Origin of the sequence: Microbacterium insulae (genome assembly GCF_042677065.1) — a bacterium.
Taxonomy (GTDB): domain Bacteria; phylum Actinomycetota; class Actinomycetes; order Actinomycetales; family Microbacteriaceae; genus Microbacterium; species Microbacterium insulae.
The window spans coordinates 2,155,949-2,181,105 of record NZ_JBHTII010000001.1 but is presented as its reverse complement, the minus strand read 5'-3'; the positions used below and the strand labels follow the sequence as shown (position 1 = coordinate 2,181,105).

Sequence of the window (25,157 nt, the reverse complement as noted above, 5' to 3'; positions counted from 1 at the left end):
CGCGCCTGCTGCTCGCCGAGGTTGTCAAGGGGCGACGGGCGATGACCCGGCGTGGCACAGTGAGAGCATGCGCAGAGAAGTCTCGAGCCGGATCGTCCTGGACGTGACCACCTCGGCGGACCTCGTCTTCGCCGTCGCGGCGAGCACGCAGTACGCGCCCGCCGACGAGGAGCTCTCCGTGAGCATCGACGGCTCACCCGTCGCAGCGATCGAGCTCGCCGACGCCCACGGCACGCGGCTCCACCGTCTGGATGCCGCACCGGGGCGGCTCGAACTCTCGTACCGCGCGACGATCGACGCGGAGGCCGAGCCGCTCGGCGCCTCGGAGACCGACCTCCTCGTGTACGGGCGGCCGAGCCGCTACGCCGAATCCGACGCGCTGGCACCCACCGCCGGGGCCGAGTTCGCCGGCATCGAAGGCTCGGCACAGCTGCTCGCCTCGGTGTCGTCCTGGGTGGGCACCCGGCTGTCCTACGTGTCGGGCTCCTCGCTTCCCACGGACGGCGCGACCCGCACGCTGCTCGCCCGCCAGGGCGTGTGCCGCGACTACGCGCACCTGTGCGTGGCGCTGCTCCGCGGCCTCGGCATCCCGGCCCGCCTCGTCGCGGTCTACGCGCCGGGCCTGTCGCCCATGGACTTCCACGCGGTCGCCGAGGCGTGGATCGAGGGCGCATGGCGGGTGGTGGATGCCACGACCCTCGCCCCGCGCTCGACCCTCGTGCGGATCGCGACGGGCCGCGACGCCGCGGACACCGCGTTCCTCACGGTCGTCGCCGGCCGGGCGGATCTGATCGACGTGGAGGTCACGGCGACGGCCGACGTCCTCCCCGACGACGACCTCGACCGGCTCGTCTCGATCCGCTGACCTCGCGGGCCCTCGCGGGCGCCTCGCGCCACGTGGCACAGTGAGTCCATGAAGAAGTGGATCGTGCGGTTCGTCTCGCTGCTCGTCTTCAACGTGGTCGTGCTGCTCGTCATCGGGTTCCTCACCCCCGCACGCGTCGGGTGGTCGGCCCTGTGGGCGGGGATCGTGCTCACGGCGCTGTCCATCTGGATCAAGCCCGCCGTGCACGGCTGGTTCCGCGGGATGGCGGCCAAGTCGGCGTCGCAGCGCACGCGCGCGGGCGAGAAGCTGGTCGAGTTCCTGCTCGCGTTCGCCGTCGCCCTCCTGGTGTGGATCGTGACGGTGTGGCTGTCGGGCGTCAGCATCGGCGGGGGCCTTCTCGGATCGTTCTGGGGCTACGCGCTCCCGCCGCTCATCCTGCTGATCGGCTGGGCGATCTACGACCGCATCGACGATCGGGTCGAAGCGCGCGCCGAGGCCCTGTACGACAGGGCCTCGGGTGGCCGGACGGCGACGACAGACGGCGCGACGGCCCCGAGCATCCCGCAGAATCCCGAGGCCGCCGCAGCCGGAAGGCGTGAGCTCGACGACGGCCTCACCGAGGAGCAGCGCCGCATGCTCGACGAGCTCGGAAAGGGCTGAGGCCCGCCGCCCGCGCGTCCCTGTCGATCGGGGGCGCGCTCGATCGTCACCACGGTGTCGCAACCACAACGAAGGGATGACACCATGCGCTACGCGCTCCTCCTCCACTACCCCGAGATGTCCGCCGCGGAGCTCGGACCCGAAGCACTCGCCGAAGGCATGCGCGAGTTCGACGTCTACGCGAAGGCGCTGGATGCCGCGGGCGTGCTGCGCTCCGCCGAAGTCCTGCAGCAGTCCGACCTCACGACGACGGTGACCGCCCACGACGGCACGCTGCGCGTGCAGGACGGTCCGTTCGCCGACACCAAGGAGCAGCTGGGCGGCACGTTCGTGATCGAGGTCGACGACCTGGATGCCGCGATCGCCTGGGCGGGCAGGGCGCCGTCGGTCGCGTGGGGCGCCGTCGAGGTGCGGCCCGTCGGCACACGCTTCGTCGACGGCGGGTGGACGGGCTTCGACTACCGATGACCGGCGACCCGCGGGCGGCCGCCGAGCGTGCGGCCCGCGACTCGTACGGGCGGCTGCTCGCGCTCCTGGCGGCATCCACGCGTGACATCCCGCTCGCCGAGGATGCGCTCGCCGACGCGTTCGAGAGGGCGCTCGAGACCTGGCCCGCCCGCGGCGTCCCGGACAACCCGGAAGGATGGCTCCTCACCGTGGCCCGCAACCGACTGCGCGATCACTTCCGCTCGGCGGCCGAGCGGACCGGCGCGCCGCTGAACGAGGTGCTCGTCGCCTCACTCGCGGACGAGACGGATGCCGCGACCCTCGTCGCCCGCACCGAAGAGATTCCCGACAAGCGCCTCGAACTGCTCTTCGCGTGCGCGCACCCGGCGATCGACCCGGCGATCCGGCCCGCCCTCATGCTGCAGACGGTCCTCGGGTTCGAGGCCGCGCAGGTCGCGCGGGTGTTCGGTGTCGCACCCGCGGCGATGGCCCAGCGGCTCGTGAGGGCCAAACGACGCATCCGCGACGCCGGCATCCCGTTCACCGTCCCCTCGCGGGCCGACATGCCCGACCGCCTTCCGGCCGTGCTCGAGGCGATCTACGGCGCCTACGCGATCGACTGGCTCGACCAGGGCGACGCCGTCCGCGACTCGATCGCCGACGAGGCGCGGTGGCTCGCGGTGCTGCTCGCGAGCCTGCTGCCCGAGGAAGCGGAGGCGTGGGGTCTCGGGGCGCTCCTGACGTTCGCGCAGTCGCGCGCGCCGGCACGGGCCGTGCGGCCGTGGCCGCCGCTGGACGAGCAGGACCCGCGGGTGTGGGATGCCGAGCTCATCGCCGAGGGCCGGTCGCTGCTCGCGCGTGCCTCGGCGCTCGGCAGGCCGCTCGGCAGGTTCCAGCTCGAAGCGGCGATCCAGGCCGTCCACTGCGATCGCGCGCGCACGGGGGCCCTCGACACCGACACGCTCGTCACCCTGTACCGCGGGCTCGTCGCGATCGCGCCGTCGGAGGGGGCTCGTTCGGCCCTCGCGGCGGCCGAGGCCCGTCGATAGTCCGCGGTCTGCGAGCATGGCCTGATGGCGGGCACGACGGCGGCACTGATCCTCGCGACCCAGCAGTTCGACGAGCACCCGGCCTACGCCGACCCCGATATCGATGTGTTCCTGTTCGTGGAGTCCGCGGCCCGCTTCGCGGCGATGCGATCGCACGCGCACAAGGCCGTCCTGCTGCTCTCGGCGATGCGGCACACGGCGGCGCGACTCGAAGCCGAGGGCCGCACGGTGCACCGCGTGGCCCTCGACGAGGGGCTCGGCTTCGCCGCCGGGCTCGAGCGCCTCCTCGACGAGCACGGCATCGAGCGGCTCGCCTGGATGAGCGCGACCGACCGCGGTGTCGACGACCGGATGCTCCGGCTCTGCGGCGCGCGAGGCATGCGGACGCGGCGCTATGACGACGCGCTCTTCCTCACGTCCGCCGCCGACGCCGACGCGTGGTTCGCCGAGCATCCCCGCACCCCGATGGAGGATTTCTACCGCTGGCAGCGCCGGCGCACCGGCATCCTCATGGACGGCACCAAGCCCGCCGGCGGACGATGGAACTTCGACGCCGACAACCGGAAGCCGCTCCCGCGCGGCGGCCTCGACATCCCTCCGCTCGAGGAGCCGGTGCGCGACGAGATCACGTCCGCGACGATCGCCGACGTCGCACGACTTCTGCCCGACCTGCCGGGCGATCCCGGGGAGTTCTGGCTCCCGGTCACCCCGCAGGACGCACGCAGACACCTCGAGCGGTTCGTCGCCGAGCGCCTCGAGCGCTTCGGGCCCTACGAGGACGCCATGGACGCGGACGAGCCGTTCCTCTTCCACAGCGTGCTCACGCCGATGCTCAACATCGGGCTGCTCACCGTCGACGAGGTGCTCTCGGCGGTCACGGGCGCGCACGACATCCCGACGGCCTCGCTCGAGGGCTTCGTCCGGCAGGTGATCGGGTGGCGCGAGTACATGCGCGGCATGTACCGCGTGCACCCCGAGCTCGAGCACGCGAACGCGCTGAATCTCTCGCGGCCGCTGGAGGAGTGGTGGTACACCGGCCGCGGCGTCCCCGCCGACCTGCCGATCCCGGTCCGCACCGTGCTCGAGCGGGTGCACCGCTGGGGGTACGCGCACCACATCGAGCGGCTCATGGTGCTCGGCAACTGGTTCCTGCTCGAGGGGTATTCGCCCCGCGCGGTCTACCGCTGGTTCCTCGCGCTCTTCGTGGACGCGTACGAGTGGGTGATGGTGCCGAACGTCATGGGCATGAGTCAGTACGCCGACGGCGGCCTCGTCGGCACGAAACCCTACGTGTCGGGCGGCGCGTACCTGCAGAAGATGGGGTCGTGGTGGCCGTCGGCGCAGGCCGCCCGCGACTCCGAGTTCACCTCCGCCTACTGGCGCTTCCTCGAGATCAACGAGCCTGTGCTCGAGGGCAACCCGCGGCTCTCGCTGCCCCTCGCCCAGATGCGCCGGCGGAGAGACGAACGAGCCGACGGACGCTGAGCGCGACGACGGGCTGGGCTCGGGCGCGTCACCGCAGCTCCGCCAAGTCTCCCGTCGGCAGGACGATCCACCCCTCCCTTCGCGCGCGCTCGATCTGATCGGCGTCCGGCCGCTCCGAGCGTCCGAGCGCCGCCGCTCGCGCGGCGAGCGCCGCGAGCACGGCATCCAGCGCATCGGGCGACGCGATCAGGCGAGGCAACTGATCGCCCAGCGACAGCCAGGGCGCTGCGCGCTGCACGGCGTCGACGACCGCTCGGCGGGCCCCGACATCCACTCGATATCCCTTCACGTGGACTCGCCAGGCGCGCGCGCTCGCCCCCGGATACACCTCGGCGACGGCGCCCGTCTCCCCCGATCGGTCGACGACGATCCCGGCCCCGGACAGGCGCTCGAGGAGGGCGGCGCACCGCATCGCCGTGAGACCGAGCCGATCGGTCGCGACGCTGAGCGGCCACCTCCCCGTCCGCGAGCGCACCACGCGATCGGTTTCGCGGTACGCCAATCGCCGCCGCCACTCGATTCCGCCGTCGGGGGGCGAGGCGTGCCGCAGGTCGGCGTGATCGCGCACGAAGGCCACGAAGTCGTCGGGCCACCCGAAGGCGCAGTCGATCCCGAGCTTGTCGACCTGTTCGGCCGCAGCGACGATGTCGGCGTCGGAGACGCCGACATCCAGCCGCTCGAGGTGGGCGCCGTGATCGTCCCACGAGATGATCGCGAGCGCCGTGCGGGTGTTCTCCGCGGCGAGGTCCACCCCGCCGGTGCGCATCGTGATCGCGGTGACCAACGCCGATCAGCCGCGGTCGGGAAGCTGCTGCAGCGTCCACCCGTTGCCGTCGGGATCGCTGAACGTCACGAAGCGCCCCCAGTTCTGCTCGTCGACGCCTTCGGCCTCGACCCCGGCATCGCGGAGCTGGGCGAGCGCCGCATCGGCGTCCGCGACGACGACCTGGATGTTGTCGAGACCGCCGGGCTCGATCTTGCTGCCCAGGCCGGTCCCGATCGCGATCGAGCACGCCGACCCGGGCGGGGTCAGCTGCACGAAGCGGAGACCCTCGTACGGCACGGAGTCGTGATCGGCGTGGAAGCCGATGCGGGTGTAGAAGTCCTTCGCGCGGTCGACGTCGGACACCGGCACGAAGATGAGCTCGATCTTCCAGTCCATGGGCTCACAGTAGGCTCCACCGCGGACATCCGGCGTCCGCAACCGCGCCGGGATCGTGCTGATCACCCCTTGGTGAGATCCTCGGCCAGCATCACGATGATGCCGCTCGGACCGCGCACGTAGGTGAGTTTGTACACCCCCTGGTAGTCGGCGACGCCGCGGAGCGGATGACAGCCGTGCCGCGCCGCGATCTCGAGCGCCGCGTCGATGTCGTCGACCGAGAACGCGACGCGGTGCATGCCGATCTCGTTCGGGAGTGTCGGCGCGGTCTCGATCGCGTCGGGGTGAAGGTACTCGAACAGTTCGAGCTGACCCTGCCCGTCGGGCGTCTGCAGCACGGCGATCCTCGCGTGATTTCCGTCGAGCCCGACCGCCGTGTCGGCCCACTCGCCGCTGATCTCCTGTCGGCCGACCACCTCCAGGCCGAGGTCGGTGAAGAACGCGATGGTCGCGTCGATGTCGCGCACGGCGATGCCGACGTTCTCGAGTCTGATGCCCATGGGTCGACGCTAGCCCGCCAGGTGGTGTCCGGGGAGGGCTGCGTGGAGCGGAACCGCGCTCAGCCCGCCGCGAGGCCGTCCTGCCAGCGGCGGTGCTCACGTGCGACGAGTACCGCGAGGATGCCCCACACGCCGAGGTCGTCGCCCAGCCCGAGGGGCCCGAGCACGAGTTCGGGGATCAGGTCGACGGGCGACACGAGATACGCGACCGCCGCCACCGCGGCGATCCACGTCGACGCGGCGATGCGATGCTCGCCGCGCCGGAGAGCCTGGAAGAACGTCCACCACATGCCGTCAATTCTGCGACGTCCCGTGCGCGCGACAGGTCGTCGAGACCGACCCGTGATCGAACACCCGGCATTCGCCGAGCAATCTGCCACGCGATGATCAGGTGCGCTCTGCGGTGAGGATCAGCCGCCTGTCAAGACCCCTGCGTTTGAGCTCTGGCCGCGCCACGCTGGAGCCACGGACGAAGGGACCGCCATGTCGGACACTCACGAGAACCCGCTCCACGAAGCCGCCGACGAGGAGCACGGCGCGATGCCGATGCCCCATGGCGCGGAGGAGGGCACCCCGCCGGTCGACGGCGCCCTGCCGATGCCGCACGAGGGCACCGACGAACCGCCGGTCGACGGAGCTCTGCCGATGCCGCACGGCGACCAGGACGAAGCCGCGCTGCCCCCCGCGGACGGCGCGCTGCCCATGCCGCACGGCACCGACGAGGGCACGGGGCGCGCCTGACCGGACCTCGCTCACGGCACGGCCGGGCCGGCGGCGTCGAACTCCCGACGCAGATACTTCGGCGCCTGTGTGCGCCACGCCTCCGCGACGAGCTCGGCAAGGTGCTCCCGGTCGATGCCGGCCATCCGGAACGCGACCTTCGGCTCGCTCCACGCGGTCGTCGCCGGCAAGAACACCTCGGGCTCCATCTCCCGCAGCGCCAGCGCATCCTCGCGGTCGGCGACCTTGACGGCCACAACGAGCTCGCTGGCGACGATCGCGCGGACCTCATCCGGAATGCTCGGCCACGGATGGCACTCCCAGGCGTAGAGCTTGTTCCGGACGAACCAGGCCGCCCCACCGGTCGTCGCGCGCTCCTCGCTCCCGGGCAGCCGCGCCGTCGTGCGACGGACGTCGTCGAGGGTGGCCATCGGCTGTTCAGACGCGCTCGCGCACCACGCGCGCGGTCGCGGCGGGATCGGGGCGATGCATCACGGACTCCGGCACGATCACGAGCTCGGCGTGGGGCATCGCCTCGGCGAGGCGGTCCGCCGCGGTCACGAGCACCGGAAAGGTCTGCTCCCCGCGGAGGATCGTCACCGGTGCCACGGCGCGCATCTCGTCGGTCGGCGTCGAGAACAGCCTCGCGAGCGTCGCGTCGTACACGGTCGACTGCGCGAGCGCGACGAGTGCGTCGAACTGCTCGCTCTGCCGGATCTGCTCCACCATCGCCGGCGGGAGCTCCACCCCCTCGAGCTGGAACGTCACGACGGCCTCACCGCGCTCACCGGCGTCGACCATGGCCTGAAGGCGGTCTCCCAGCCGCGGGTCGGGTTCGTCGACGCCGAAGCGGAACGGCGGCTCGGACAGGAAGAGCGCCCGGAACGGCACGCCCTCCGACGCGGCGTACAGCGCAAGCACCGCACCCGACGAGTGCCCGAGCGCGATCGCCTCCCCGCCCACGGCGTCGACGACGGCGGCGAGATCTGCCACCTCGTCGGCCGGGGTGGAACCCCGCCGGTCGCCGCTCGATCCCCGCGCGCGCCGGTCGACGGTCACCGCGGTGAATCCCGCGTCGACGAGGGCCTCCGCCAGGGGTCGGCCGTCGGCGGCGACCGAGAACGCCCCGCCCACGATCACCACCGCGGGCCCGTTTCCCGTGCGCTCGAACGCGATCGTCGTTCCGTCGGCGGACGTCGTCATCTCCATGCCGAGAGTGAACCACGCGGTTCCGACACCCGGAACCCCGCACGCGGCGGCCCGACTCAGCCGCGCTCGGCGGCCTCCACGACGTTGGTCATGAGCAGTGCCACCGTCATCGGTCCCACGCCACCCGGATTCGGAGAGAGCCAGCCCGCGACCTCTGCGACGTCGGGCGCGACATCCCCGTGCACTTTGGACTTCCCCGTCTCCGGGTCGACCTCGCGCGTGACGCCGACGTCGAGCACCGCGGCGCCCGGCTTGACGTCCTCGGCCCGCACGATGTGCTTCACCCCCGCGGCCGCTACGATCACGTCCGCGTCGCGCAGATGGTGCGCGAGATCGGCGGTGCCCGTGTGGGTCAGGGTGACCGTCGCGTTGTACTCGCGGCGCGTGAGCAGCAGTCCGATGGAGCGGCCGATCGTGACCCCGCGCCCGACCACCACGACGTGCTTGCCGGCGAGGTCGTAGCCGTTGCGGATGAGCAGCTCAATCACGCCGCGCGGAGTGCACGGCAGCGGCGTCGTGATCGGCGAGTTCACGTTGAGCACCAGACGGCCGAGATTGGTCGGGTGCAGGCCGTCGGCGTCCTTCGCGGGGTCGATGCGCTCGAGGATCGCATCGGTGTCGAGGTGCTTCGGAAGCGGAAGCTGCACGATGTACCCGTGGCACGCCGGATCGGCGTTGAGCTCGTCGATCAACGCCTCGACCTCGGCCTGCGTGGCGTCGGCGGGGAGTTCGCGCTGGATCGAGTTCATCCCGATCGACTCGGACTCGCGGTGCTTCATGCCCACGTAGAGCTGCGAGGCGGGGTCGGCGCCGACGAGCACCGTCGCGATGCCCGGCGTGATGCCGCGCTCCTTGAGGGCGGCGACCCGCACCGCCAGTTCGGCCTTGATCTCGGCCGCCGCGGCCTTGCCGTCCAGCTTCTGTGCCGTCATGTGCGGCTCCTCTCGCGTGTGCGTCGAGACAGGGGATCCGTGGCGAGACAGGGGACGTCGTCGCCCGTGTCGACGAGGTCCACCGTCTCGCGAAGGATCTGACCGATCGGCGTTACTGCTGCAGACCGGGGTAGAGCGGGAACGCGGCGGTGAGTGCCGCGACACGGGCGCGGAGCGCCTCGACGTCGGCGCCGGGGAGGAGCGCGAGTGCGATGACGTCGGCGACCTCGGTGAACTCGGCATCGCCGAAACCGCGCGTCGCGAGCGCGGGCGTGCCGATGCGCAGACCCGAGGTGACCATCGGGGGACGCGGGTCGTTGGGGACCGCGTTGCGGTTGACCGTGATGTGGATGTCGTGAAGAAGGTCCTCGGCCTGCTTGCCGTCGATCTCGGCGTTGCGGAGGTCGACCAGCACGAGGTGCACGTCGGTGCCGCCCGAGCGGACGGTGATGCCGGCATCCGCGACGTCCTGCTGCGACAGTCGCTCGGCGATGATGTGCGCGCCGCGCAGGACGCGCTCCTGGCGCTCCCGGAACTCGGGGGTCCCCGCGAGCTTGAACGCGGTGGCCTTGGCCGCGATCACGTGCATGAGAGGTCCGCCCTGCTGGCCCGGGAACACGGCCGAGTTGATCTTCTTGGCGATGTCGGCGTCATTGGTGAGGATGAAGCCCGAGCGGGGGCCGCCGATCGTCTTGTGCACCGTCGACGAGACCACGTGCGCGTGGGGCACGGGCGACGGGTGCAGGCCGGCCGCGACGAGTCCGGCGAAGTGCGCCATGTCGACCCAGAGGAGGGCTCCCACCTCGTCGGCGATCGCGCGGAACGCCGCGAAGTCGAGCTGACGCGGATAGGCCGACCAGCCGGCGATGATCACCTTCGGCTGGTGCTCGATCGCGAGGCGGCGCACCTCGTCCATGTCGATGGTGGATGTCTCGGGGTCGACTCCGTACGCGACGATGTCGTAGAGGCGGCCGGAGAAGTTGATCTTCATGCCGTGCGTGAGGTGGCCGCCCTGGTCGAGCGACAGACCGAGGAGCGTGTCTCCAGGGCGCGCGATGGCGTGGAGCACGGCGGCGTTGGCGGTCGCGCCGGAGTGGGGCTGGACGTTGGCGAACTCGGCGCCGAACAGCTCCTTCGCGCGGGCGATCGCGAGTTCCTCGGCGACGTCGACCTCTTCGCAGCCCCCGTAGTAGCGGCGGCCCGGGTAGCCCTCGGCGTACTTATTCGTGAGCACCGAGCCCTGCGACTGCAGCACCGAGACGGGCACGAAGTTCTCGGACGCAATCATCTCGAGATATCCGCGCTGGCGATCGAGCTCGCGCTCGAGCACCTGGGCGATCTCGGGGTCGACCTCGGCGAGCGGGGCGTTGAAGTACTGATCGGTCATGACGATCTCCTTGTGTTTCGATACGCGCGCAGAGCGCGCTACTCAACAACCGGGTTTCCCCTGCATAGCGTGCCCTCGACCCAGGCGTGCGGTCGAATCACTGTGTGGGTCGCTCCCCGGTGGTGGCCCACCTCAACGCCAGTCGCGACATCCCGAGCATAACGGATGCCCCGTCCCTGGCCCGCGCGGATGACCCGCTGCTAGGCTGGCCGGCAAGCCTTTTGTTAGGACTCTTTACATCCAGGAGCCACCGTGTTCGCCGCCGTCGTCCCCGCCCCCGCTTCGCTCGCGCCGACCGGCGGGTCGCCGTTCCGACTGAGCGCGGCCACCGTCTTCGGCGGAGACCCGGATGCCGTGGCCGCCCTCACCGCGCTCGTCGCCGCCCGCACGGGGCTGCAGCCCGCGGCCGGCGCCGCACCGGCGGTCCGGCTCGTCGTGGAGCGGGGCGGCGCGCCGGAGTCCTACCGCCTGACGGCGGACGAGGCATCCGTCGTCGTCACCGGCGCCGACGCCGCCGGCCTGTTCTACGGGGTCCAGACGCTCGGGCAGCTGATCCGCCCGTCGGACGAGGGGTGGATCGTGCCCGCGGTCGAGATCGAGGACGCGCCGCGCTTCCGCTATCGCGGAGCGATGCTGGATGTCGCGCGCCACTTCCACTCCGTCGACACCGTCAAGGGGTACATCGACCGCGCCGCAGGGCTGAAGCTGAACGTCCTGCACCTGCACCTCAGCGACGACCAGGGCTGGCGCATCGAGCTGCACTCGCGCCCCGAGCTCACGCGGCGCGCGTCGGGGACCGCCGTCGGCGGGGATGAGGGCGGTCACTTCACCAAGGACGACTATCGCGCGATCGTGGAGCACGCCGCCGCGCGGCACATGATCGTGGTGCCCGAGATCGACATGCCCGGCCACACCCATGCGGTCGGCCTGGCGTACCCCGAGCTCGTGGAGGAGCCCGTCCTCAGCGATCACATCCGCGAGATCGCGAACGAGTACGGCGGCGAGCTCCCTCGGAACGGCATGCCGTACGACGGCATGGCCGTGGGGTTCTCGTCGCTGCGCATCCACGACGAGGCGACCTACGACTTCGTCGCCGACGTCTTCGGCGAACTCGCCGGGATGACCCCGGGGCCCTACCTGCACCTCGGCGGCGACGAAGCACTCGGCACGCCGGACGAGGACTTCGCGCTCTTCGTGGCGCGCGCGAGCGAGATCATCGCCGACCTCGGGAAGATCCCGATCGCGTGGCACGAGGCGGGGAGCGCCGCCGGGCTCGCCGACTCCACGATCGGTCAGTACTGGGGCTTCGTCCGCCCGACCGAGGGCATGGACGACAAGGCCCGCGCGTTCGTCCGCAACGGGGGGCAGCTCATCCTGTCGCCGGCCGACGCGATCTACCTCGACATGAAGTACCCCTCGGGGCCGGAGCTCGGGCTGGTGTGGGCGAACGGCCCGACGAGCGTCCGCCGCGCGTACGAGTGGGAGCCCTCGGGGGTCGTGGACGGCATCGACGAGTCCGACATCCTCGGCGTCGAAGCCCCGATGTGGACCGAGACCATCCGCACCGCGGACGAGCTCGACACGATGGCCTTCCCGCGGCTCGCGGCCGCAGCCGAAGCTGCGTGGTCGCCGGCGACCGGCGGGAGCGCCCTGCGCACGTGGGAGTCGTTCCGCGAGCGGGTCGGCGCACTCGGACCCCTGTGGACACGGCTCGGGATCCGATTCCACCCCGCGGACGAGATCCCGTGGACCGTGGAATGAGCACGCTCGTCCACTCGGTCCGGCTCGTCGACGACGGGCACGTGACCGACGACGCGTGGATCCTCTTCGAGGACGGGCGGGTCGGCGCACGCGGCCAGGGCGGCTCGCACCCCGACGCATCCGCGATCGTCGACGGAGAAGGGGGATGCCTCACCCCGGGCTTCGTCGACATCCACGGGCACGGCGGCGGAGGGGCGTCCTACGACGACGGTCCGGGCGCCATCCGCGAGGCACGCGCGCTGCACCGCGCCCACGGCACCACGCGCGCCGTCGTCTCGCTCGTGACGGCCACCCTCGACGAGCTCGCCGAGCGCGCCGCGATGGTCGCCGAGGTCGCCGAGCAGGACGACACCGTCCTCGGATCGCACCTCGAAGGCCCCTTCCTCGACCCCGGTCACAAGGGCGCGCACACCGCGAGCCTCCTGCGGGCGCCGGACGCGGCATCCGTGGCCCGACTGCTCGAGGCCGGCCGCGGCACGATCCGCCAGGTCACGCTCGCGCCGGAGCTCCCCGGGGCCCTCGACGCGGTGCGACGGCTCACGGGAGAGGGTGTCGTCGTCGCGGTCGGACACACCGACGCCGATGCCGACGCGGCACGCCGCGCCTTCGACGCCGGGGCGAGCGTGCTCACCCACGCCTTCAACGCGATGCGCGGCATCCACCACCGCGCGCCGGGACCCGTCGTCGCCGCGCTGCGGGATCCCCGCGTGACGCTCGAGCTCATCGCCGACGGCGTGCACATCGACCTGGAGGTCGTCGCGACCGCGTTCACCGCCGCGCCGGATCGGATCGCGCTCGTCACCGACGCGATGGCCGCCGCGGGCTCGGACGACGGGCACTACCGCCTGGGCGGCCTCGAGGTCACCGTGTCGGACGGCGTGGCGCGGCTCGACGACGGCACGATCGCGGGCTCGACCCTCACCCAGGACGCGGCGCTGCGCCGAGTCGTGGGCGCGGGTGTCGACCTCGGCCTCGCCGTCGCGGCCCTCACGAGGGTCCCCGCGCGCGCGATCGGCCGCCCGGAGCTGGGGCGACTGGATGTCGGCGCGATCGCGGATGCAGTGCTGCTCGACGGCGAGCTCGGCGTGCGACGGGTCTGGGTCGCCGGCGAAGCGGTCTGACGCCGCTCACCCGCCTGACCCCGGCGCACGTGCGGCGGGACCGGCGGGGCGGGGCCGATGCTCCCTCCCCCGAGTTCGCATCGTCCCGCCACCGCCGTCCGGACGGCGACGCCGTCCCGACCCTGCCGTCCGTGTCCCCCGACGCGTCGGGCAGGGTCTCCGACTGATGAGACGAGCGAGCCGTCATTCTCTTACGCGAAGCAGCCGAATTCGTTGCGGGGGTCGCCGGCCCGAGCGTTCCGACGGCCGACGACGGCCGGCCGGCCGCGCCCGGGGCGCCTAAACTGGAACCCATGTCGTCCCCCGCCGATCACGCATCGTCCGCCGAGCCCGCACCGGGGACCCGCGCGCCGCTGTCGGCGATCGACATCCTCGCCTTCCTGTGCGAGCTGTTCGCGATCGTGTCGCTCGCGATCTGGGGCTTCGCGTCGTGGCCGCTGCCGTGGAACATCGTCGCCGGCATCGGCGCGCCGCTCCTTGCGATCCTGGTGTGGGCGCTGTTCGTCTCCCCGCGTGCCGTCGTCGCCGTGCACCCGTTCGTGCGCGCCGTGGTCGAGCTGCTGGTCTACGCGGCCGCGACGATCGCATGGTGGAGCCTCGGCCAGGCGTGGACCGGCCTGATCTTCGGCGTCATCGCCGTCACGGTCGGGGTCATCGCCGGACGGCGACGCCTGGCGTGACCGAGCCCGCCGCAGTCATCGAGCGCCTGCGCGCCGCCCTCGGCGAGCGCGTGGACCTCACCGCCGAGTCGCGAAACGCCGCGCGCGTCGACAAGTCGGGGCACGCGGCATCCGGCGTCCCCCTCGCCGTCGTCCACGCCGCCTCGGTCGAGGACGTCCAGTCCACCCTCCGCATCGCGAGCGAGACGGGCACGCCCGTCGTGACGCGCGGTGCCGGCACGGGTCTGGCGGGCGGCGCCAACGCCGGCGAAGGCGAGATCGCGCTGTCGGTGAGGGCGATGGACCGCCTTCTCGAGGTCCGCCCCGACGACCTGCTCGCCGTGGTCGAGCCCGGCATGCTGAACGCCGACCTCAACGCCGCCCTCGCCCCGCACGGGCTGTGGTGGGCGCCCGACCCCGCCAGCCGGGCGATCTCGACCGTGGGCGGCAACATCGCCACGGGAGCGGGCGGGCTGCTGTGCGCGAAGTACGGCGTCGTGCGCGACGCGGTGCTCGGCGTCGACCTCGTCCTCGCAGACGGGCGGCTGATGCGACTGGGCCACCGCACGGTCAAGGGCGTGACCGGCCTCGATCTCACGTCGCTCGTGATCGGCTCCGAGGGGATGCTCGGGGTGGTGGTCGGCGCGACGCTGAAGCTGCGCCGCCTGGTACCGGGCGAGGTGTGCACGATCGCGGCGACGTTCCCCGACGTGCGCACGGCGGCCGAGGCATCCGCCGCCGTGACGGCGTCCGGCCTCCAGCCGTCGATCATGGAGCTGATGGATGCCGCGTCCCTCGCCGCCGTGCACGCGCTACTGTCCCTCGAGCCGCCCACCCCGGGCGCCGCTCAGCTGACGATCCAGACCGATGGGCCGGCGGCCGTCACCGAGGCGGACGAGATCGGCGCGGTGCTGCGGCGAGCCGGCGGCACCGTCGCCGTCTCGCACGACCGCGAAGAGGGCGAGCGGCTGCTCGCGATCCGACGGTCGATGCATCCCGCGATGGAGTCCCTCGGCACGGCGCTCATCGAGGACGTCTCCGTCCCGCGCAGCGCGCTGCCGGCGATGTTCGACGAGATCGCCCGCGTGGAGCGCGAGCACGGGATGACCATCCCGACGGTGGCGCACGCCGGGGACGGGAACCTGCACCCGAACTTCATCTTCCAGGCCGAGCCCGACGCGTACGGCGTGGTCGAGGCGCCCGCGCATATCTGGGCGGCGGCGGACGACCTCTTCCGCGCCGCGCTGCGGCTGGGCGGGACTCTCACCGGCGAGCACGGCGTCGGCGTCCTGAAGCGTCGCTGGCTCGCCGACGAGCTCGGCGACGACCAGTGGGAGCTGCAGCGGAGCATCGCCCGCGTGTTCGACCCGCGCGGCATCCTCAACCCTGGCAAGGTCTTCGGCGCGTGACCGCGGCCCCGGTCGTCCACGTCAGCGCCGCCGTCGTGACCGACGAGTCCGGACGCGCGCTCGTCGTGCGCAAACGGGGCGCGACGGTGTTCCAGCAGCCCGGAGGCAAGCCCGACCCGGGCGAGAGCGCCGTCGAGGCGGTCGCGCGCGAGGTGCGGGAGGAGACGGGCATCCTCGCAGACACCGCGTCCTTCGTGCCGTTGGGACGGTACACGGATGCCGCGGCCAACGAGCCGGGGCACGTCGTCGTGGCCGACGCCTTCGCCCTGCGCGTCGCGGACGGCACCGGCAGCCCCGCCGGCGAGATCGCCGAGCTGCGTTGGATCGGCCCCCGCGAGGTGGCGACGACCCCGCTCGCCCCCCTGAGCCGCAATCACCTGCTGCCGCTGGCCTGGGCCTAGCGCCCGGTCGACTCCTGCGGGGCGGGCGGATAGACCTGCACGGGCGCGGGCGGCGTGACGGTCTCGAGCTGCGGCGCGAGGACGAGAGCCGCGATGCCGAGCACGAGCTGGGCGGCCGCCACCGCGATCACTCCGGCCGTGTAGACGAGGGGCAGAGCGGCGGGTCCGACGGAAGAGGAATTGAGCGCCACGGCGACCACGATGGCCTGCATAGCCGTCGCCGCCACGAGCACGATCAGCGGCATCCACCGCACCTTCGCAGGGACGACGCCGGCGCGAGCGATCTGCACGGTGGCGACGACCAGGGCGGCGATCAGCGCGATCTGCATGACGTCTCCGATCGGGATCGGCCAGGACCCCTGAGGCAGCGCCGGAACGATGCTCCAGACGACCGTGCCGGTGACGGGGAGGAGCGCGGCGACGAGGAGCGCCGTGACTCCGAGCGGCCTGCGCGCGACGACGCTGCCCCGCCCGCGCACCCCGAGTGCGAAGACGAAGAGGGATGCCGCCCACAGCGCGGCCGAGACGAAGCCGATACCGGGAACGAAGAGCCCCTGCGTCGCGAGGGGGAACAGCGCGCACGCGGTCAGCAGCCCGCCGCCGATGAACCATGCCGTCCGGGCGTCCTTGGCCGAAGCATCCGTCATGCCGTCAGCCTACGACCCGTGCCCGGCGGTCGAGCTTCCCCTCGAGACAGGGGTCCTCGCCGAAGCAGGGCGGCATGCGACCCCGTGTCGGCGAAACCCCCGGTCTCGGCACCGCCAAAGAGGGCTACAGGCCCTGCCACGCGGGCTTGTTCGCGAAGGCGTAGCGGTAGTAGTCGGCGTGGGCGAGACGTGAGGCGGCGGCCTCGTCCACGATGACGGTCGCGTGGGGGTGCAGCTGGATCGCCGAGCCCGGCAGGGATGCCGTCAGCGGACCCTCGACGGCGCCCGCGACCGCTTCGGCCTTGCCCTCGCCGAACGCCAGGAGCACGAGGTGGTGAGCGCGCAGGATGGTCCCGAGCCCCTGCGTGATGCAGTGGCGGGGGACGTCGTCGATCGAGTCGAAGAAGCGGGCGTTGTCCTCGCGCGTCTGCTCGGTGAGCGTCTTCACGCGCGTCAGCGAGGCGAAGGAGGACCCCGGCTCGTTGAACCCGATGTGGCCGTCCGTCCCGATTCCGAGGATCTGCAGGGCGACACCGCCGGAATCGCGGATCGCGGCCTCGTAGTCCTCCCCCGCGTGCTCGATGCCGGCGAGCGTGCCGTCCGGCACGCGGATGCGCGCGGGGTCCAGGCCCAGCGGCTCGACGACCTCCCGCGCGATGACGGACCGATAGCTCTCGGGGTGGGACGGGTCGAGCCCCACGTACTCGTCGAGCGCGAAGCCGCGCACGCGGCTCACGTCCACGCCGGCAAGACGCGGACGGAGGGCCTCGTACACCGGCAGGGGCGTGGAGCCCGTCGCGAGACCGAGGACGACCTCCGGATCCGCACGGACGAGCCGCACGATCTCGTCGGCCACGAGGGCGCCGCCGGCCGCGGCATCCCGCACGATCACGACCTCAGCCATGCGTGAGCGCCCCCTCCGCGTCGCGGGCGGCGCCGATGAGCGCCGCACCGAGCGCCGCCGCCGGCGAGCCCGCGGGCAGCAGCTCCACACGCTCCTCGAGATGCAGCGAGCGCATGAACGGGGATGCCTCGGCGCTGGCAGCGAGCTCGGCGCGGACGTCCGACATGAGGCGGTCGCCCAACGCCGTGATCCCGCCGCCGAAGACGACCGCGTCGACGTCGGCCGTGAGCACCAGGACGCGGACGGCCGCGGCAACTCCGCGAGCGAGGCCCGCCCGCAGCTCGCGAGCGCGCGTGTCGCCCGCATCGGCCGCGTCGAACACGTCGCGGACGGGCAGGGCGCCCGATCTCGCCCACCGCTCGGCGATCGCGCCGCCGCCGGCGAGGGCTTCGATGCAGCCGCGCTGCCCGCAGCGGCACAGCGGACCGTTGGGGTCGATCGAGATGTGACCGACCTCGCCGGCCGTCCCCCGCGCGCCGCGCCAGAGGCTGCCCTCGCTCACGATGCCGGCCGCGACGCCGGTGCCCAGGTTGAGGTACGCCATCGAGCCGGAGCCGCCGTGCAGGGCGAATGCGCCGAGCGCCGCCGCCTTCACGTCGTTCTCGACACCGACCGGCACGCCGAGCGTCGGCGCCGTCGCCGCGACCAGGTCCAGTTCGTCGACGCCGAGGTTCACCGCGTGGACGACGCGCCCCGTGCCCGGTTCGATCTGGCCCGGGATGCCGATGCCGACCGAGCGGATCACGTCATCGGCGACACCCGGCTCCGCGCCGAGCGCGCGCACGGCAGTGAGGACGGTGCCGATCACGGCATCCGCTCCCCAGCCCGTGGCCAGGCGGACGCGGCCGACGATCGTTCCGGAGGCGTCGACCGCGACCGCGTCGGTCTTGGTCCCACCGACGTCCAGCCCGACCTTCATCGCCCCGTCTCCCCGCGGGAGAGGGTGTGGTGCACCGCGCGCATCAGCCCTTGACCGCCCCCGACACGAGGCCGCCGGTCATGCGGCCCTGCACGATGAGGAAGAAGATGACGACCGGGATGGCGATCATGGTCGAGCCGGCCATCACCGCTCCCCAGTTCACCGCGCCGCCGACCGACGACGACTGGAACGCGTTCAGCCACGGCATGAGGGTGAGGTTGTAGCCCCGCAGGAAGAGGAGCGCCATCGTGAACTCGTTCCACGCCTGGATGAAGGCGAAGATGCCGGTGGCGACGAGGCCCGGGGCCAGCAGCGGGAAGGTGACCTTCCAGAACGCCTGCGACTTGGTGCACCCATCGATCATGGCGGCTTCCTCGAGATCGGCGGGGACGCCGGCCACGAAGCCGCGGAGGGTCCAGATCGTGAACGGCACGACCATCGCGACGTAGACGATCCCGAGGCCCAGCAGCGTGTTCATGAGCCGCCAGTCGTCGATCATCCCGTAGATCGTGAACATCATCGCCTCGCCGGGGATCATCTGGACGACGAGCACCGCGACGATGAAGGTCCAGCGTCCACGGAACTTGAAGCGCGCGAGCGCGACCGACGCGAGGAAGGCGAACAGCAGCGTGACGACGAGCACGCCGGCCGTGATGGTCAGCGTCGTCGGCAGCGCGTGGGCGAAGTCGGTCTGGCCGGCCGCGGCTTCGCGGCCCCACGCGGACCGGTAGTTGCTGAACGTGAAGTCGAAGGGGAAGAGGCTCGGCTCGCGGCTGATGATCTTCGAATTCGGCGTGAACGACAGGTTCACCATGTAGTACACGGGGAACACCGACATCACGAAGACGATGAGCGCCGCGATGTTGAGGAACGTGCGCGTCACGACGCGCTTGGCGGATGGGCGGCGCGCGTCGATGGAGCCGCGCTGGGGCGTCTTGGCGTTGCCGACCTCGCCGAGGACCTCGTCGACTCCGACGATGCCGAGCTGCGTGCCCGTTGAGACCTGGGTGCTCACAGTTCCTCCTCCTTGAGCGTGGTGCGCACATAACCCCACGAGAGGATGAGCAGCAGCGCGACCATGACGACGCCGATCGCGGCCGTGAAGGCGACCTCGCCCGGCCCCTGACGGAACAGATAGGTGCCGAGCACGTTGGTCTCGGACGCGATGCCGCCCCGGCTCTGCAGGGCGTACACCTGGGTGAAGATGCGCAGGTTCCAGATGATCTGCAGCACCAGGACGACGGTGAGGACGCTGCGCAGGTACGGGAACACGATGTTCCAGAAGCGCTTCCAGCCGTTCGCGCCGTCGAGCGACGACGCCTCGAGCACTTCGGCGGGAACCTGGCCGAGCCCGGCGTAGGTGGTGAACGCGACGAAGGGCACGCCCTGCCACACGACGATGATCGTGAGCACGAAGAAGAACGAGAAGGGGTTGAGCAGCCAGGAGTGGTTCGTCCAGTCCTGGGTTCCGGTGATCGTGTTGAGCGCCCAGTTGACCAGGCCGTACTGGGTGTCGAAGATCCAGCCCCACACGACGGTCGCCGTCAGCGGCGGCATCGCCCACGCCAGGAGCAGCCCGACCGAGACGACGATGCGCCACGCGCGCCCGAGGCGCGTCATGAGCACGGCGATCAGCACCCCGAGCACCATGATGAACACGGTCATCACGACCATGAGGGCGAGGCTGCGGATCAGCACTTCCGGGAAGTCGGACTGCGTGAACAGGTCCAGGTAGTTCTCGAAGCCGACGAAGTTCGGCATCGTGCCCTGCACCTTGTTGCGCACGGTGTAGTCGGTGAACGACTGGATGACCATGAGCACGGCGGGGTAGGCGACCATCACGCCGAGGATGATCAGGGACGGCGCGAGCAGCACCCATGCGCTGCGGGCGTCGCGCCTGGCGCGGGCCTTCTCCCGTGAGACGGGCGGGCGGGATGCCGCGCCCCGGGGCTTCTCGGCGGGGCGCACCGCGGTGGCGGTTTCGCTCATGTCGTCTCCTCTCTGGCTGTTGCGGCCGGGCGCGGCGGCGCGTCCGGCGGTGACGGGTGATGCGGAGTGGACCGTACTCCTGGTCGGACGCCGGCATCGCGTCCGGAGTCCGACCGGGGGCTCGGTCCGGGGTGTCGGGGTCCCGATCCCGGTGGACCGGGACCCCGCACCTCCGGGGGGCTTACTTGTTGAGGATGTCCTCGATCTGCTGGTCGAGCTCCTCGGCGACCGTCGTGACGTCCTCACCCTGGGCGATGCGCACGAGCGCGTCGGGGATGATCTGCGCCGCCTCGACCTCGCCCCAGTTGGGGCTGGCCGGGGTGAACTTCGAGTTCGCCAGAGCCTCGGCCTGCGCCTTGGCCGAGTCGGTGTCGGGCAGAGCCGACGCCGCCGACTTGATGCCCGGGACCAGACCCTGCTCGGCGAGGAGCTTCTGGTAGCCCTCCGAGAGCATGATCTCGAGCGCGGCCTTTGCCTTGCCCGGGGCGTCGCTCTTGTAGGCGACGGCGACGTTCGAGCCACCGGCGAAGATCGGGGCGGTCTCGCCCTCGGTCAGGCCGGGAAGAGCGAAGGCGCCGAGGTCCTTGGCGTAGGTGTCGGGGCATCCGTTGGACACCTCTTCGCCCGCCGCCTCGTCACCCCACGGCCACGCGCCGGTCAGGTTGCCCTCGGCCCATGCGGGCGTCGAGAGGAAGCCGACCTCGCCGGCGCAGAACGCGATGTTGCCGAGGCGCTCGTTGCCGTCGACGGGGGCGACGGTGGCGTTCTCGTAGACGTCCTGCAGCATCTCGAGGCCCGTGATGCTCTCGGGGCTGGAGAACTGCGCGTCCCACTCCTCGCCGTCCTGGACGGCGATCTCGCCGCCGTTGGCCCACACGTAGGGGAGGGCGTTGTACCAGTCGCGGCCGGGAGCGTAGATCCCCGAGACGGTGTCGGTGGTCAGCTCCGTGCCCTGCGCGACGTACTCGTCCAGGGTCGCCGGGAGGGTGTCGCCCACGATCTGCGGCGTGTAGAACACGACACGGCCACCCGCGTAGTACGGCGCCGCCCACAGCGAGCCGTCGTACGTGCCGGCCTCGACGAGACCCGGAAGCAGGTCGTCGCCGCCGAGCTGCTCCTGAATGTCGGTGATGTCGAGGAACAGGCCCTTGTCGGCGAAGCCGATCGCCTGGGTGTTGCCGACCTCGACGACATCCGGCGCGTCGTTGGACGACAGCGCGGCCTCGTAGGTGTCGGACACGTCGGCCCAGGTCTTCTCCTCGATCGTGAGGGTCCAGCCGTCGTTCTCCTCCTCGAAGGTCTCCTTGAGGTAGTCGCGCGCCGTCTGCGGCGTGTCGGCGCCGACCAGCCAGACGGTCAGGTCGCCGGTGGCGGGCTCGCTGGGGGCTGCTTCGCCGCCGCCTGCACATCCGGCCAGAACGACAGCCGAAGCGCCGACGAGCGCGAGGGCTCCGAGCTTCTTGTTCATGGTGTCTTCCTTTGTGTTCTCTTGGTGGTTTGGGTGGGCCGGGTGACCCATCCGGGGGGATTTGGGTGCGGTGTCACGACACCCCGAGTTGTCCCGACAGGACCATGACGGCGGCGCCGCGCAGGACGATGTCCTGGCCTTGCTCCGTCATCCGCACGCGCACGCTGTCGTGGAACTGAGCCAGCGTCCGGGCGCGGAGGGTCTCGACGGTCGCTTCCGCGAGAGGTCCGTCGAGAAGTTCGATGGGGCCGGAGAGCACGATCTCCGACAGGTCGAGGGCGCCGACCACGGGGGCGAGCGCGATGCCGAGGCGCTCCCCCGCGTCGCGCAGGATGCCGTCGCGATCGGCGGCGGATGCCTCTGCCAGCCGCGCGGACAGCGACGGGACCGAGAGCCAGGCCTCGAGGCATCCGACCTTCCCGCACACGCACACGGGACCGCCGTCGGTGCCGACGGTGACGTGGCCGATCTCACCCGCGGCGAAGCGGCTGCCGCGCATCGGCTGGCCGGCGGCGAGCAGTCCGGAGCCGACACCGCGGCCGACCTTGACCAGGAGCACGTCGTCGCCGGCTCCGCCGAACGTGTACTCGGCGAGCACCGCGGCGTTGGCGTCATTGGCGACCAGCACGGGGAGGCCGAGGGCGTTCTGCAGCGCGCCCTCGAGGTCGAAGCCGGCCCAGCCGAAGTTGGGTGCGGTGAGGATCACGCCGCGGTCGTCGACGACACCCGGCGTTCCGACGCCGATGCCGAGCACGGGCGCGTGCGAGTCCTCGACGAGGACCCGCGCGAGCTCGACCACGGTCGACACGACGTCGTCGGCGGCCGGGAGCGGGACCTCGCGCCGCGCGACGATGTCGCCGTCGAGGGTGAGCACGGCGCCGATGAACGATTCGCTGCCGGACAGGTCGATCCCCACGATCCGGTGTCCGGAGCGGTCGAGGTCGACGAGGATGGCGGGCTTGCCGGGGCCGGATGCCTCGCGCACCCCCATCTCGGCGACGAACCCGTCGGCGATGAGCTCGGCGACGAGGTCGCTGATGGTCACGCGCGTCAGCCCCGTCTCGCGGGACAGGTCGGCTCGGCTCATCGAGCCCTGGTGGAACAGCGTCTGCAGCACGAGCGAGCGGTTGTGGCCGCGCGCGTGCTCGGGCAGGACCTTCGCGCCGTGGCGCAGCGTGCGCCCGGCGGTGAAGGCCCGGCCGTTCCCTGAGGTGTGCGGCGACTCGAGAGTGGAAGAGCCGCGCTGCACTTCCGATGCAGACATGTTTGTTAGTAGACCTTACGAACAAACATGTCGCAACCCGTTCGACAGATTTGCACGGGGTGTTTACAAAACTGTTACATTCCGCGGGGACGGGGATGCCTCACCCTCGCGGCCCTCGATTCCGGACGCTTCGCTTACAGTGGAACGATGCTCAGCGCCCCCCTCACCCGCCGCCTCGCCGCCGCCGCGATCGTCCTCGGCGCCCTCTGGGGCGTGACGGGCTGCACCGGACTCCCCTCCTCCGGGTCGGGATCCGGCTCCGGCTCCGGCTCTTCCGGCTCGGAGACATCCGACGGATCCGGCTCGGGCGGCCAGACCGTGGCGGAGGCGTGCACGCTCGTGAGCGACACGATCACCTCTGCGACCGACGAGTTCGAACAGGCGACCTCCGACGACCCCGCCGCTGTGGCCGATGCCTTCACCGCCGCCGCCCAGAGCGTTTCCGACGCCAGCGCCGAGGTCACCAACGAAGAGGTGGCCGCCCTGCTGCCCCCGCTGCAGGATCTGTTCGAGCGCGTCGCCGAGCTCCTCCCCGCCATCATCGAGGGCGACACGGCCCGCGCGGCGGAGTTCCAGGAGGTCGGCGACGACCTGCAGACCACGATGGGCGAGTTCGACGCCCTCTGCGGCTCCTCGGAGTAGGACCCGCGCGGAGTCTCGCAGAGCCCGCCACTCCCTCCGCCGGCAACCGTGACCACGTCGTTGCGGACCCTCCCAGACCCGTCCCTTACCATGGACGGAGAATCGCGCCGAAACCGGGGGGTGAACAGGTGACAGATCTCGCGACCGAGGAACGCGCCGACGAGGCGGGCCGCGACATCGGCGTCCCCGAGGAGCCGGCCTACGCCTGGGCTCCCGCCGAACCTCGACCGCGCAAGAGCCGCAAGGGACTGTGGATCGGCCTGACCGCCGGCATCGCCGCGATCGCCGTCGTGGCGTCCTCCCTCATCCTGCTCGCCCCCGGAACCGCGGTCGCGGGGGTGGGTATCGGCTTCCTCACGCCCGGCGCCGCCGTCGACACGATCCGCCAGCGTCTCGCCGACACGACGGTCGTGATCACCGGCGAGGGCGGCGACGCCGTCGTCACCGGTGCCGATCTCGGCGCGTCCGTCGACGCCGAGGCGATGGTCCAGGCGGCGTACGCCGAGCATCCGCTGTGGAACGTGACCTCGTGGTTCCCGGAGTCCACCGCCGCCGCGGTGACGATCGACGAGCAGACCGCGACCTCCGCACTGCGCGCCGAAGCGCCCCAGCTCTACACCGACCCGGTCGACGCGACCCTCGCCTTCGATGAGACGGCGAATGCCTACGTCGCCCAGCCCGCGGAGCCCGGCACCGGCATCGACGTCGAGGCGCTCCGCGCCGCGCTCGAGGACGCCTTCGCCTCCGGGCAGACGCGGGTCGAGATCGCGCCCAGCACCGCACCGGTCGACGCCGAGCTCCCGACGTACGTGGCCGAGTCCACGGCAGATCGCCTCAACACGATGCTCGCCACGGCGGGCTTCTACGTCGGCGACGAGCGTGTCGTGCCGGTCTCCCCCGCCGTCGCGGCCTCGTGGCTCGAGGTCTCGCCCTCCGGCGAGGGAACCTTCGAGATCGCCGCGGATGCCGCCGCCATCGGAAAGATCGTCCCGACCCTCGCCGCGTCCGTCGACCGCGACCCGGTGAAGGCCGTCGTCGTCACCGACTCCTCCGGAGAGGTCCTGCGCGAGGTCACCCCCGGCGTGAGCGGCCGCGTGCTCGGCGAGACGAACGGCATCGCCGACGAGTTCGCCGCGCAGCTCGCGACGGGCGACGCCCGGTACCAGCTGCCCGTGAAGGAGACCGACTTCGCCACCACGGCTCTCGAGCGCCGTGTCGAAGTCGACCTGGGTGCACAGACCCTCTACATGTTCGAGAACGACGCGGTCGTCCGCTCCTTCCCGATCTCGTCGGGCCTCGCCGAGACCCCCACGCAGCAGGGTCACTTCCGCGTGTTCGCCTTCGTGCCGATCCAGGACATGGGCTGCTTCCCCGGCGCGCCGTACTGCACCGCCGACATCCCGTGGGTCGCCTACTTCAACGGCGACCAGGCGTTCCACGGCGCGTACTGGCACAACAACTTCGGCAACCCGATGAGCCACGGCTGTGTCAACATGCCGATCCCCACGGCCAAGGCCTTGTACGACTGGCTCGAGGTCGGCACCGAGGTGTGGATCCACGCCTGAGCCTACGCGCACGACGAGGCCCCCGACCTCG

The 25,157-nt window shown here is 71.7% G+C and carries 28 protein-coding genes and 1 riboswitch; of the genes, 13 read left to right on the top strand and 15 right to left on the bottom strand.

From position 1 onward, the window contains the following. Positions 1-67 precede the first annotated feature (67 nt). The 5 genes from ACFQ0P_RS10075 to ACFQ0P_RS10055 all read left to right on the top strand — a co-directional run bounded on the left by ACFQ0P_RS10075 (position 68) and on the right by ACFQ0P_RS10055 (position 4,467). Positions 68-865 carry a transglutaminase-like domain-containing protein gene (locus tag ACFQ0P_RS10075; RefSeq protein WP_204978562.1) on the top strand — a complete coding sequence of 266 codons (798 nt, stop codon included), beginning with the start codon at positions 68-70 and terminating at the stop codon, positions 863-865. Between the two features lie 48 nt (positions 866-913). After that, positions 914-1,486 carry a hypothetical protein gene (locus ACFQ0P_RS10070; RefSeq protein WP_204978561.1) on the top strand — a complete coding sequence of 191 codons (573 nt, stop codon included), beginning with the start codon at positions 914-916 and terminating at the stop codon, positions 1,484-1,486. A gap of 84 nt (positions 1,487-1,570) precedes the next feature. Continuing rightward, positions 1,571-1,954 (top strand): YciI family protein, encoded by a 384-nt coding sequence (locus tag ACFQ0P_RS10065; protein ID WP_204978560.1) that lies wholly within the window; start codon positions 1,571-1,573, stop codon positions 1,952-1,954. Then, on the top strand, positions 1,951-2,982 hold the full coding sequence (locus tag ACFQ0P_RS10060) for an RNA polymerase sigma factor (protein ID WP_204978559.1): 1,032 nt from the start codon (positions 1,951-1,953) through the stop codon (positions 2,980-2,982). Before ACFQ0P_RS10065 ends, ACFQ0P_RS10060 begins: the two co-directional genes overlap by 4 nt. Before the next feature lie 24 nt (positions 2,983-3,006). Further along, the gene (locus ACFQ0P_RS10055) at positions 3,007-4,467 is read left to right on the top strand and encodes a cryptochrome/photolyase family protein (protein ID WP_204978558.1); all 1,461 of its coding nucleotides are present in this window, start codon (positions 3,007-3,009) and stop codon (positions 4,465-4,467) included. A gap of 28 nt (positions 4,468-4,495) precedes the next feature. Here ACFQ0P_RS10055 and ACFQ0P_RS10050 read toward each other — a convergent pair whose 3' ends face one another. The 4 genes from ACFQ0P_RS10050 to ACFQ0P_RS10035 all read right to left on the bottom strand — a co-directional run bounded on the left by ACFQ0P_RS10050 (position 4,496) and on the right by ACFQ0P_RS10035 (position 6,419). Further along, positions 4,496-5,251 carry a DUF429 domain-containing protein gene (locus ACFQ0P_RS10050; protein ID WP_378772079.1) on the bottom strand — a complete coding sequence of 252 codons (756 nt, stop codon included), beginning with the start codon at positions 5,249-5,251 and terminating at the stop codon, positions 4,496-4,498. Positions 5,252-5,257: 6 nt separating this feature from the next. Beyond that, positions 5,258-5,629 (bottom strand): VOC family protein, encoded by a 372-nt coding sequence (locus tag ACFQ0P_RS10045; RefSeq protein WP_204978557.1) that lies wholly within the window; start codon positions 5,627-5,629, stop codon positions 5,258-5,260. Positions 5,630-5,691: 62 nt separating this feature from the next. Further along, on the bottom strand, positions 5,692-6,129 hold the full coding sequence (locus ACFQ0P_RS10040; protein ID WP_204978556.1) for a VOC family protein: 438 nt from the start codon (positions 6,127-6,129) through the stop codon (positions 5,692-5,694). Between the two features lie 59 nt (positions 6,130-6,188). Further along, positions 6,189-6,419, bottom strand: coding sequence for a DUF1232 domain-containing protein (locus ACFQ0P_RS10035; protein ID WP_204978555.1), 231 nt, complete (start codon positions 6,417-6,419; stop codon positions 6,189-6,191). Positions 6,420-6,612: 193 nt separating this feature from the next. Here ACFQ0P_RS10035 and ACFQ0P_RS10030 point away from each other — a divergent pair, with 193 nt between their 5' ends. Continuing rightward, positions 6,613-6,870: a hypothetical protein gene (locus tag ACFQ0P_RS10030; RefSeq protein ID WP_204978554.1), complete on the top strand. Its 258-nt coding sequence runs from the start codon at positions 6,613-6,615 to the stop codon at positions 6,868-6,870. A gap of 11 nt (positions 6,871-6,881) precedes the next feature. Here the strand turns inward: ACFQ0P_RS10030 and ACFQ0P_RS10025 are convergent, their stop codons facing one another. The 4 genes from ACFQ0P_RS10025 to glyA form a co-directional block, all read right to left on the bottom strand. Further along, positions 6,882-7,280 (bottom strand): MmcQ/YjbR family DNA-binding protein, encoded by a 399-nt coding sequence (locus tag ACFQ0P_RS10025; protein WP_204978553.1) that lies wholly within the window; start codon positions 7,278-7,280, stop codon positions 6,882-6,884. A 7-nt stretch (positions 7,281-7,287) separates the two neighbouring features. Continuing rightward, positions 7,288-8,058 carry an alpha/beta fold hydrolase gene (locus ACFQ0P_RS10020; protein ID WP_204978552.1) on the bottom strand — a complete coding sequence of 257 codons (771 nt, stop codon included), beginning with the start codon at positions 8,056-8,058 and terminating at the stop codon, positions 7,288-7,290. Positions 8,059-8,114: 56 nt separating this feature from the next. Next, a complete protein-coding gene (locus tag ACFQ0P_RS10015) occupies positions 8,115-8,990 on the bottom strand; it encodes a bifunctional methylenetetrahydrofolate dehydrogenase/methenyltetrahydrofolate cyclohydrolase (protein ID WP_204978551.1) in 876 nt (291 codons plus the stop codon). A 112-nt stretch (positions 8,991-9,102) separates the two neighbouring features. After that, positions 9,103-10,377, bottom strand: coding sequence for a serine hydroxymethyltransferase (gene glyA, locus ACFQ0P_RS10010; protein ID WP_204978550.1), 1,275 nt, complete (start codon positions 10,375-10,377; stop codon positions 9,103-9,105). Between the two features lie 71 nt (positions 10,378-10,448). Beyond that, a riboswitch (ZMP/ZTP riboswitch) is annotated at positions 10,449-10,533 on the bottom strand. Between the two features lie 96 nt (positions 10,534-10,629). Between glyA and ACFQ0P_RS10005 the strand changes: the two genes are divergently transcribed. The 5 genes from ACFQ0P_RS10005 to ACFQ0P_RS09985 all read left to right on the top strand — a co-directional run bounded on the left by ACFQ0P_RS10005 (position 10,630) and on the right by ACFQ0P_RS09985 (position 15,728). After that, positions 10,630-12,138: a family 20 glycosylhydrolase gene (locus tag ACFQ0P_RS10005; RefSeq protein ID WP_204978549.1), complete on the top strand. Its 1,509-nt coding sequence runs from the start codon at positions 10,630-10,632 to the stop codon at positions 12,136-12,138. Further along, a complete protein-coding gene (gene nagA / locus ACFQ0P_RS10000; RefSeq protein WP_204978548.1) occupies positions 12,135-13,259 on the top strand; it encodes an N-acetylglucosamine-6-phosphate deacetylase in 1,125 nt (374 codons plus the stop codon). The genes ACFQ0P_RS10005 and nagA overlap by 4 nt, the downstream gene beginning before the upstream one ends. Before the next feature lie 293 nt (positions 13,260-13,552). Continuing rightward, positions 13,553-13,939: a YrdB family protein gene (locus ACFQ0P_RS09995; RefSeq protein WP_204978547.1), complete on the top strand. Its 387-nt coding sequence runs from the start codon at positions 13,553-13,555 to the stop codon at positions 13,937-13,939. Beyond that, positions 13,936-15,327 (top strand): FAD-binding oxidoreductase, encoded by a 1,392-nt coding sequence (locus ACFQ0P_RS09990; RefSeq protein ID WP_378772073.1) that lies wholly within the window; start codon positions 13,936-13,938, stop codon positions 15,325-15,327. The genes ACFQ0P_RS09995 and ACFQ0P_RS09990 overlap by 4 nt, the downstream gene beginning before the upstream one ends. Continuing rightward, entirely contained in the window at positions 15,324-15,728 is a 405-nt protein-coding gene (locus ACFQ0P_RS09985; protein WP_204978545.1) for an NUDIX hydrolase, read from the top strand. The genes ACFQ0P_RS09990 and ACFQ0P_RS09985 overlap by 4 nt, the downstream gene beginning before the upstream one ends. On the opposite strand, the gene ACFQ0P_RS09980 is transcribed toward ACFQ0P_RS09985, so the two are convergent. The 7 genes from ACFQ0P_RS09980 to ACFQ0P_RS09950 form a co-directional block, all read right to left on the bottom strand. Further along, positions 15,725-16,375 (bottom strand): hypothetical protein, encoded by a 651-nt coding sequence (locus ACFQ0P_RS09980; protein ID WP_204978544.1) that lies wholly within the window; start codon positions 16,373-16,375, stop codon positions 15,725-15,727. The two genes, ACFQ0P_RS09985 and ACFQ0P_RS09980, sit on opposite strands and share 4 nt — an antisense overlap. Before the next feature lie 124 nt (positions 16,376-16,499). Further along, positions 16,500-17,279: a glucosamine-6-phosphate deaminase gene (locus ACFQ0P_RS09975; RefSeq protein WP_204978543.1), complete on the bottom strand. Its 780-nt coding sequence runs from the start codon at positions 17,277-17,279 to the stop codon at positions 16,500-16,502. Then, the gene (locus tag ACFQ0P_RS09970) at positions 17,272-18,198 is read right to left on the bottom strand and encodes an ROK family protein (protein ID WP_204978542.1); all 927 of its coding nucleotides are present in this window, start codon (positions 18,196-18,198) and stop codon (positions 17,272-17,274) included. Before ACFQ0P_RS09970 ends, ACFQ0P_RS09975 begins: the two co-directional genes overlap by 8 nt. A 43-nt stretch (positions 18,199-18,241) precedes the next feature. Further along, positions 18,242-19,213 (bottom strand): carbohydrate ABC transporter permease, encoded by a 972-nt coding sequence (locus ACFQ0P_RS09965; protein WP_204978541.1) that lies wholly within the window; start codon positions 19,211-19,213, stop codon positions 18,242-18,244. Further along, positions 19,210-20,187, bottom strand: coding sequence for a carbohydrate ABC transporter permease (locus tag ACFQ0P_RS09960; protein ID WP_204978540.1), 978 nt, complete (start codon positions 20,185-20,187; stop codon positions 19,210-19,212). The genes ACFQ0P_RS09965 and ACFQ0P_RS09960 overlap by 4 nt, the downstream gene beginning before the upstream one ends. A gap of 181 nt (positions 20,188-20,368) precedes the next feature. Beyond that, positions 20,369-21,655: an extracellular solute-binding protein gene (locus tag ACFQ0P_RS09955; protein WP_204978539.1), complete on the bottom strand. Its 1,287-nt coding sequence runs from the start codon at positions 21,653-21,655 to the stop codon at positions 20,369-20,371. Positions 21,656-21,728: 73 nt separating this feature from the next. Then, entirely contained in the window at positions 21,729-22,919 is a 1,191-nt protein-coding gene (locus ACFQ0P_RS09950; protein WP_204978538.1) for an ROK family transcriptional regulator, read from the bottom strand. A gap of 147 nt (positions 22,920-23,066) precedes the next feature. Here ACFQ0P_RS09950 and ACFQ0P_RS09945 point away from each other — a divergent pair, with 147 nt between their 5' ends. Both ACFQ0P_RS09945 and ACFQ0P_RS09940 read left to right on the top strand, forming a co-directional pair. Continuing rightward, positions 23,067-23,561 (top strand): hypothetical protein, encoded by a 495-nt coding sequence (locus ACFQ0P_RS09945; RefSeq protein WP_204978537.1) that lies wholly within the window; start codon positions 23,067-23,069, stop codon positions 23,559-23,561. Positions 23,562-23,689: 128 nt separating this feature from the next. Continuing rightward, positions 23,690-25,126 (top strand): L,D-transpeptidase family protein, encoded by a 1,437-nt coding sequence (locus ACFQ0P_RS09940; protein ID WP_204978536.1) that lies wholly within the window; start codon positions 23,690-23,692, stop codon positions 25,124-25,126. Positions 25,127-25,157 lie beyond the last annotated feature (31 nt).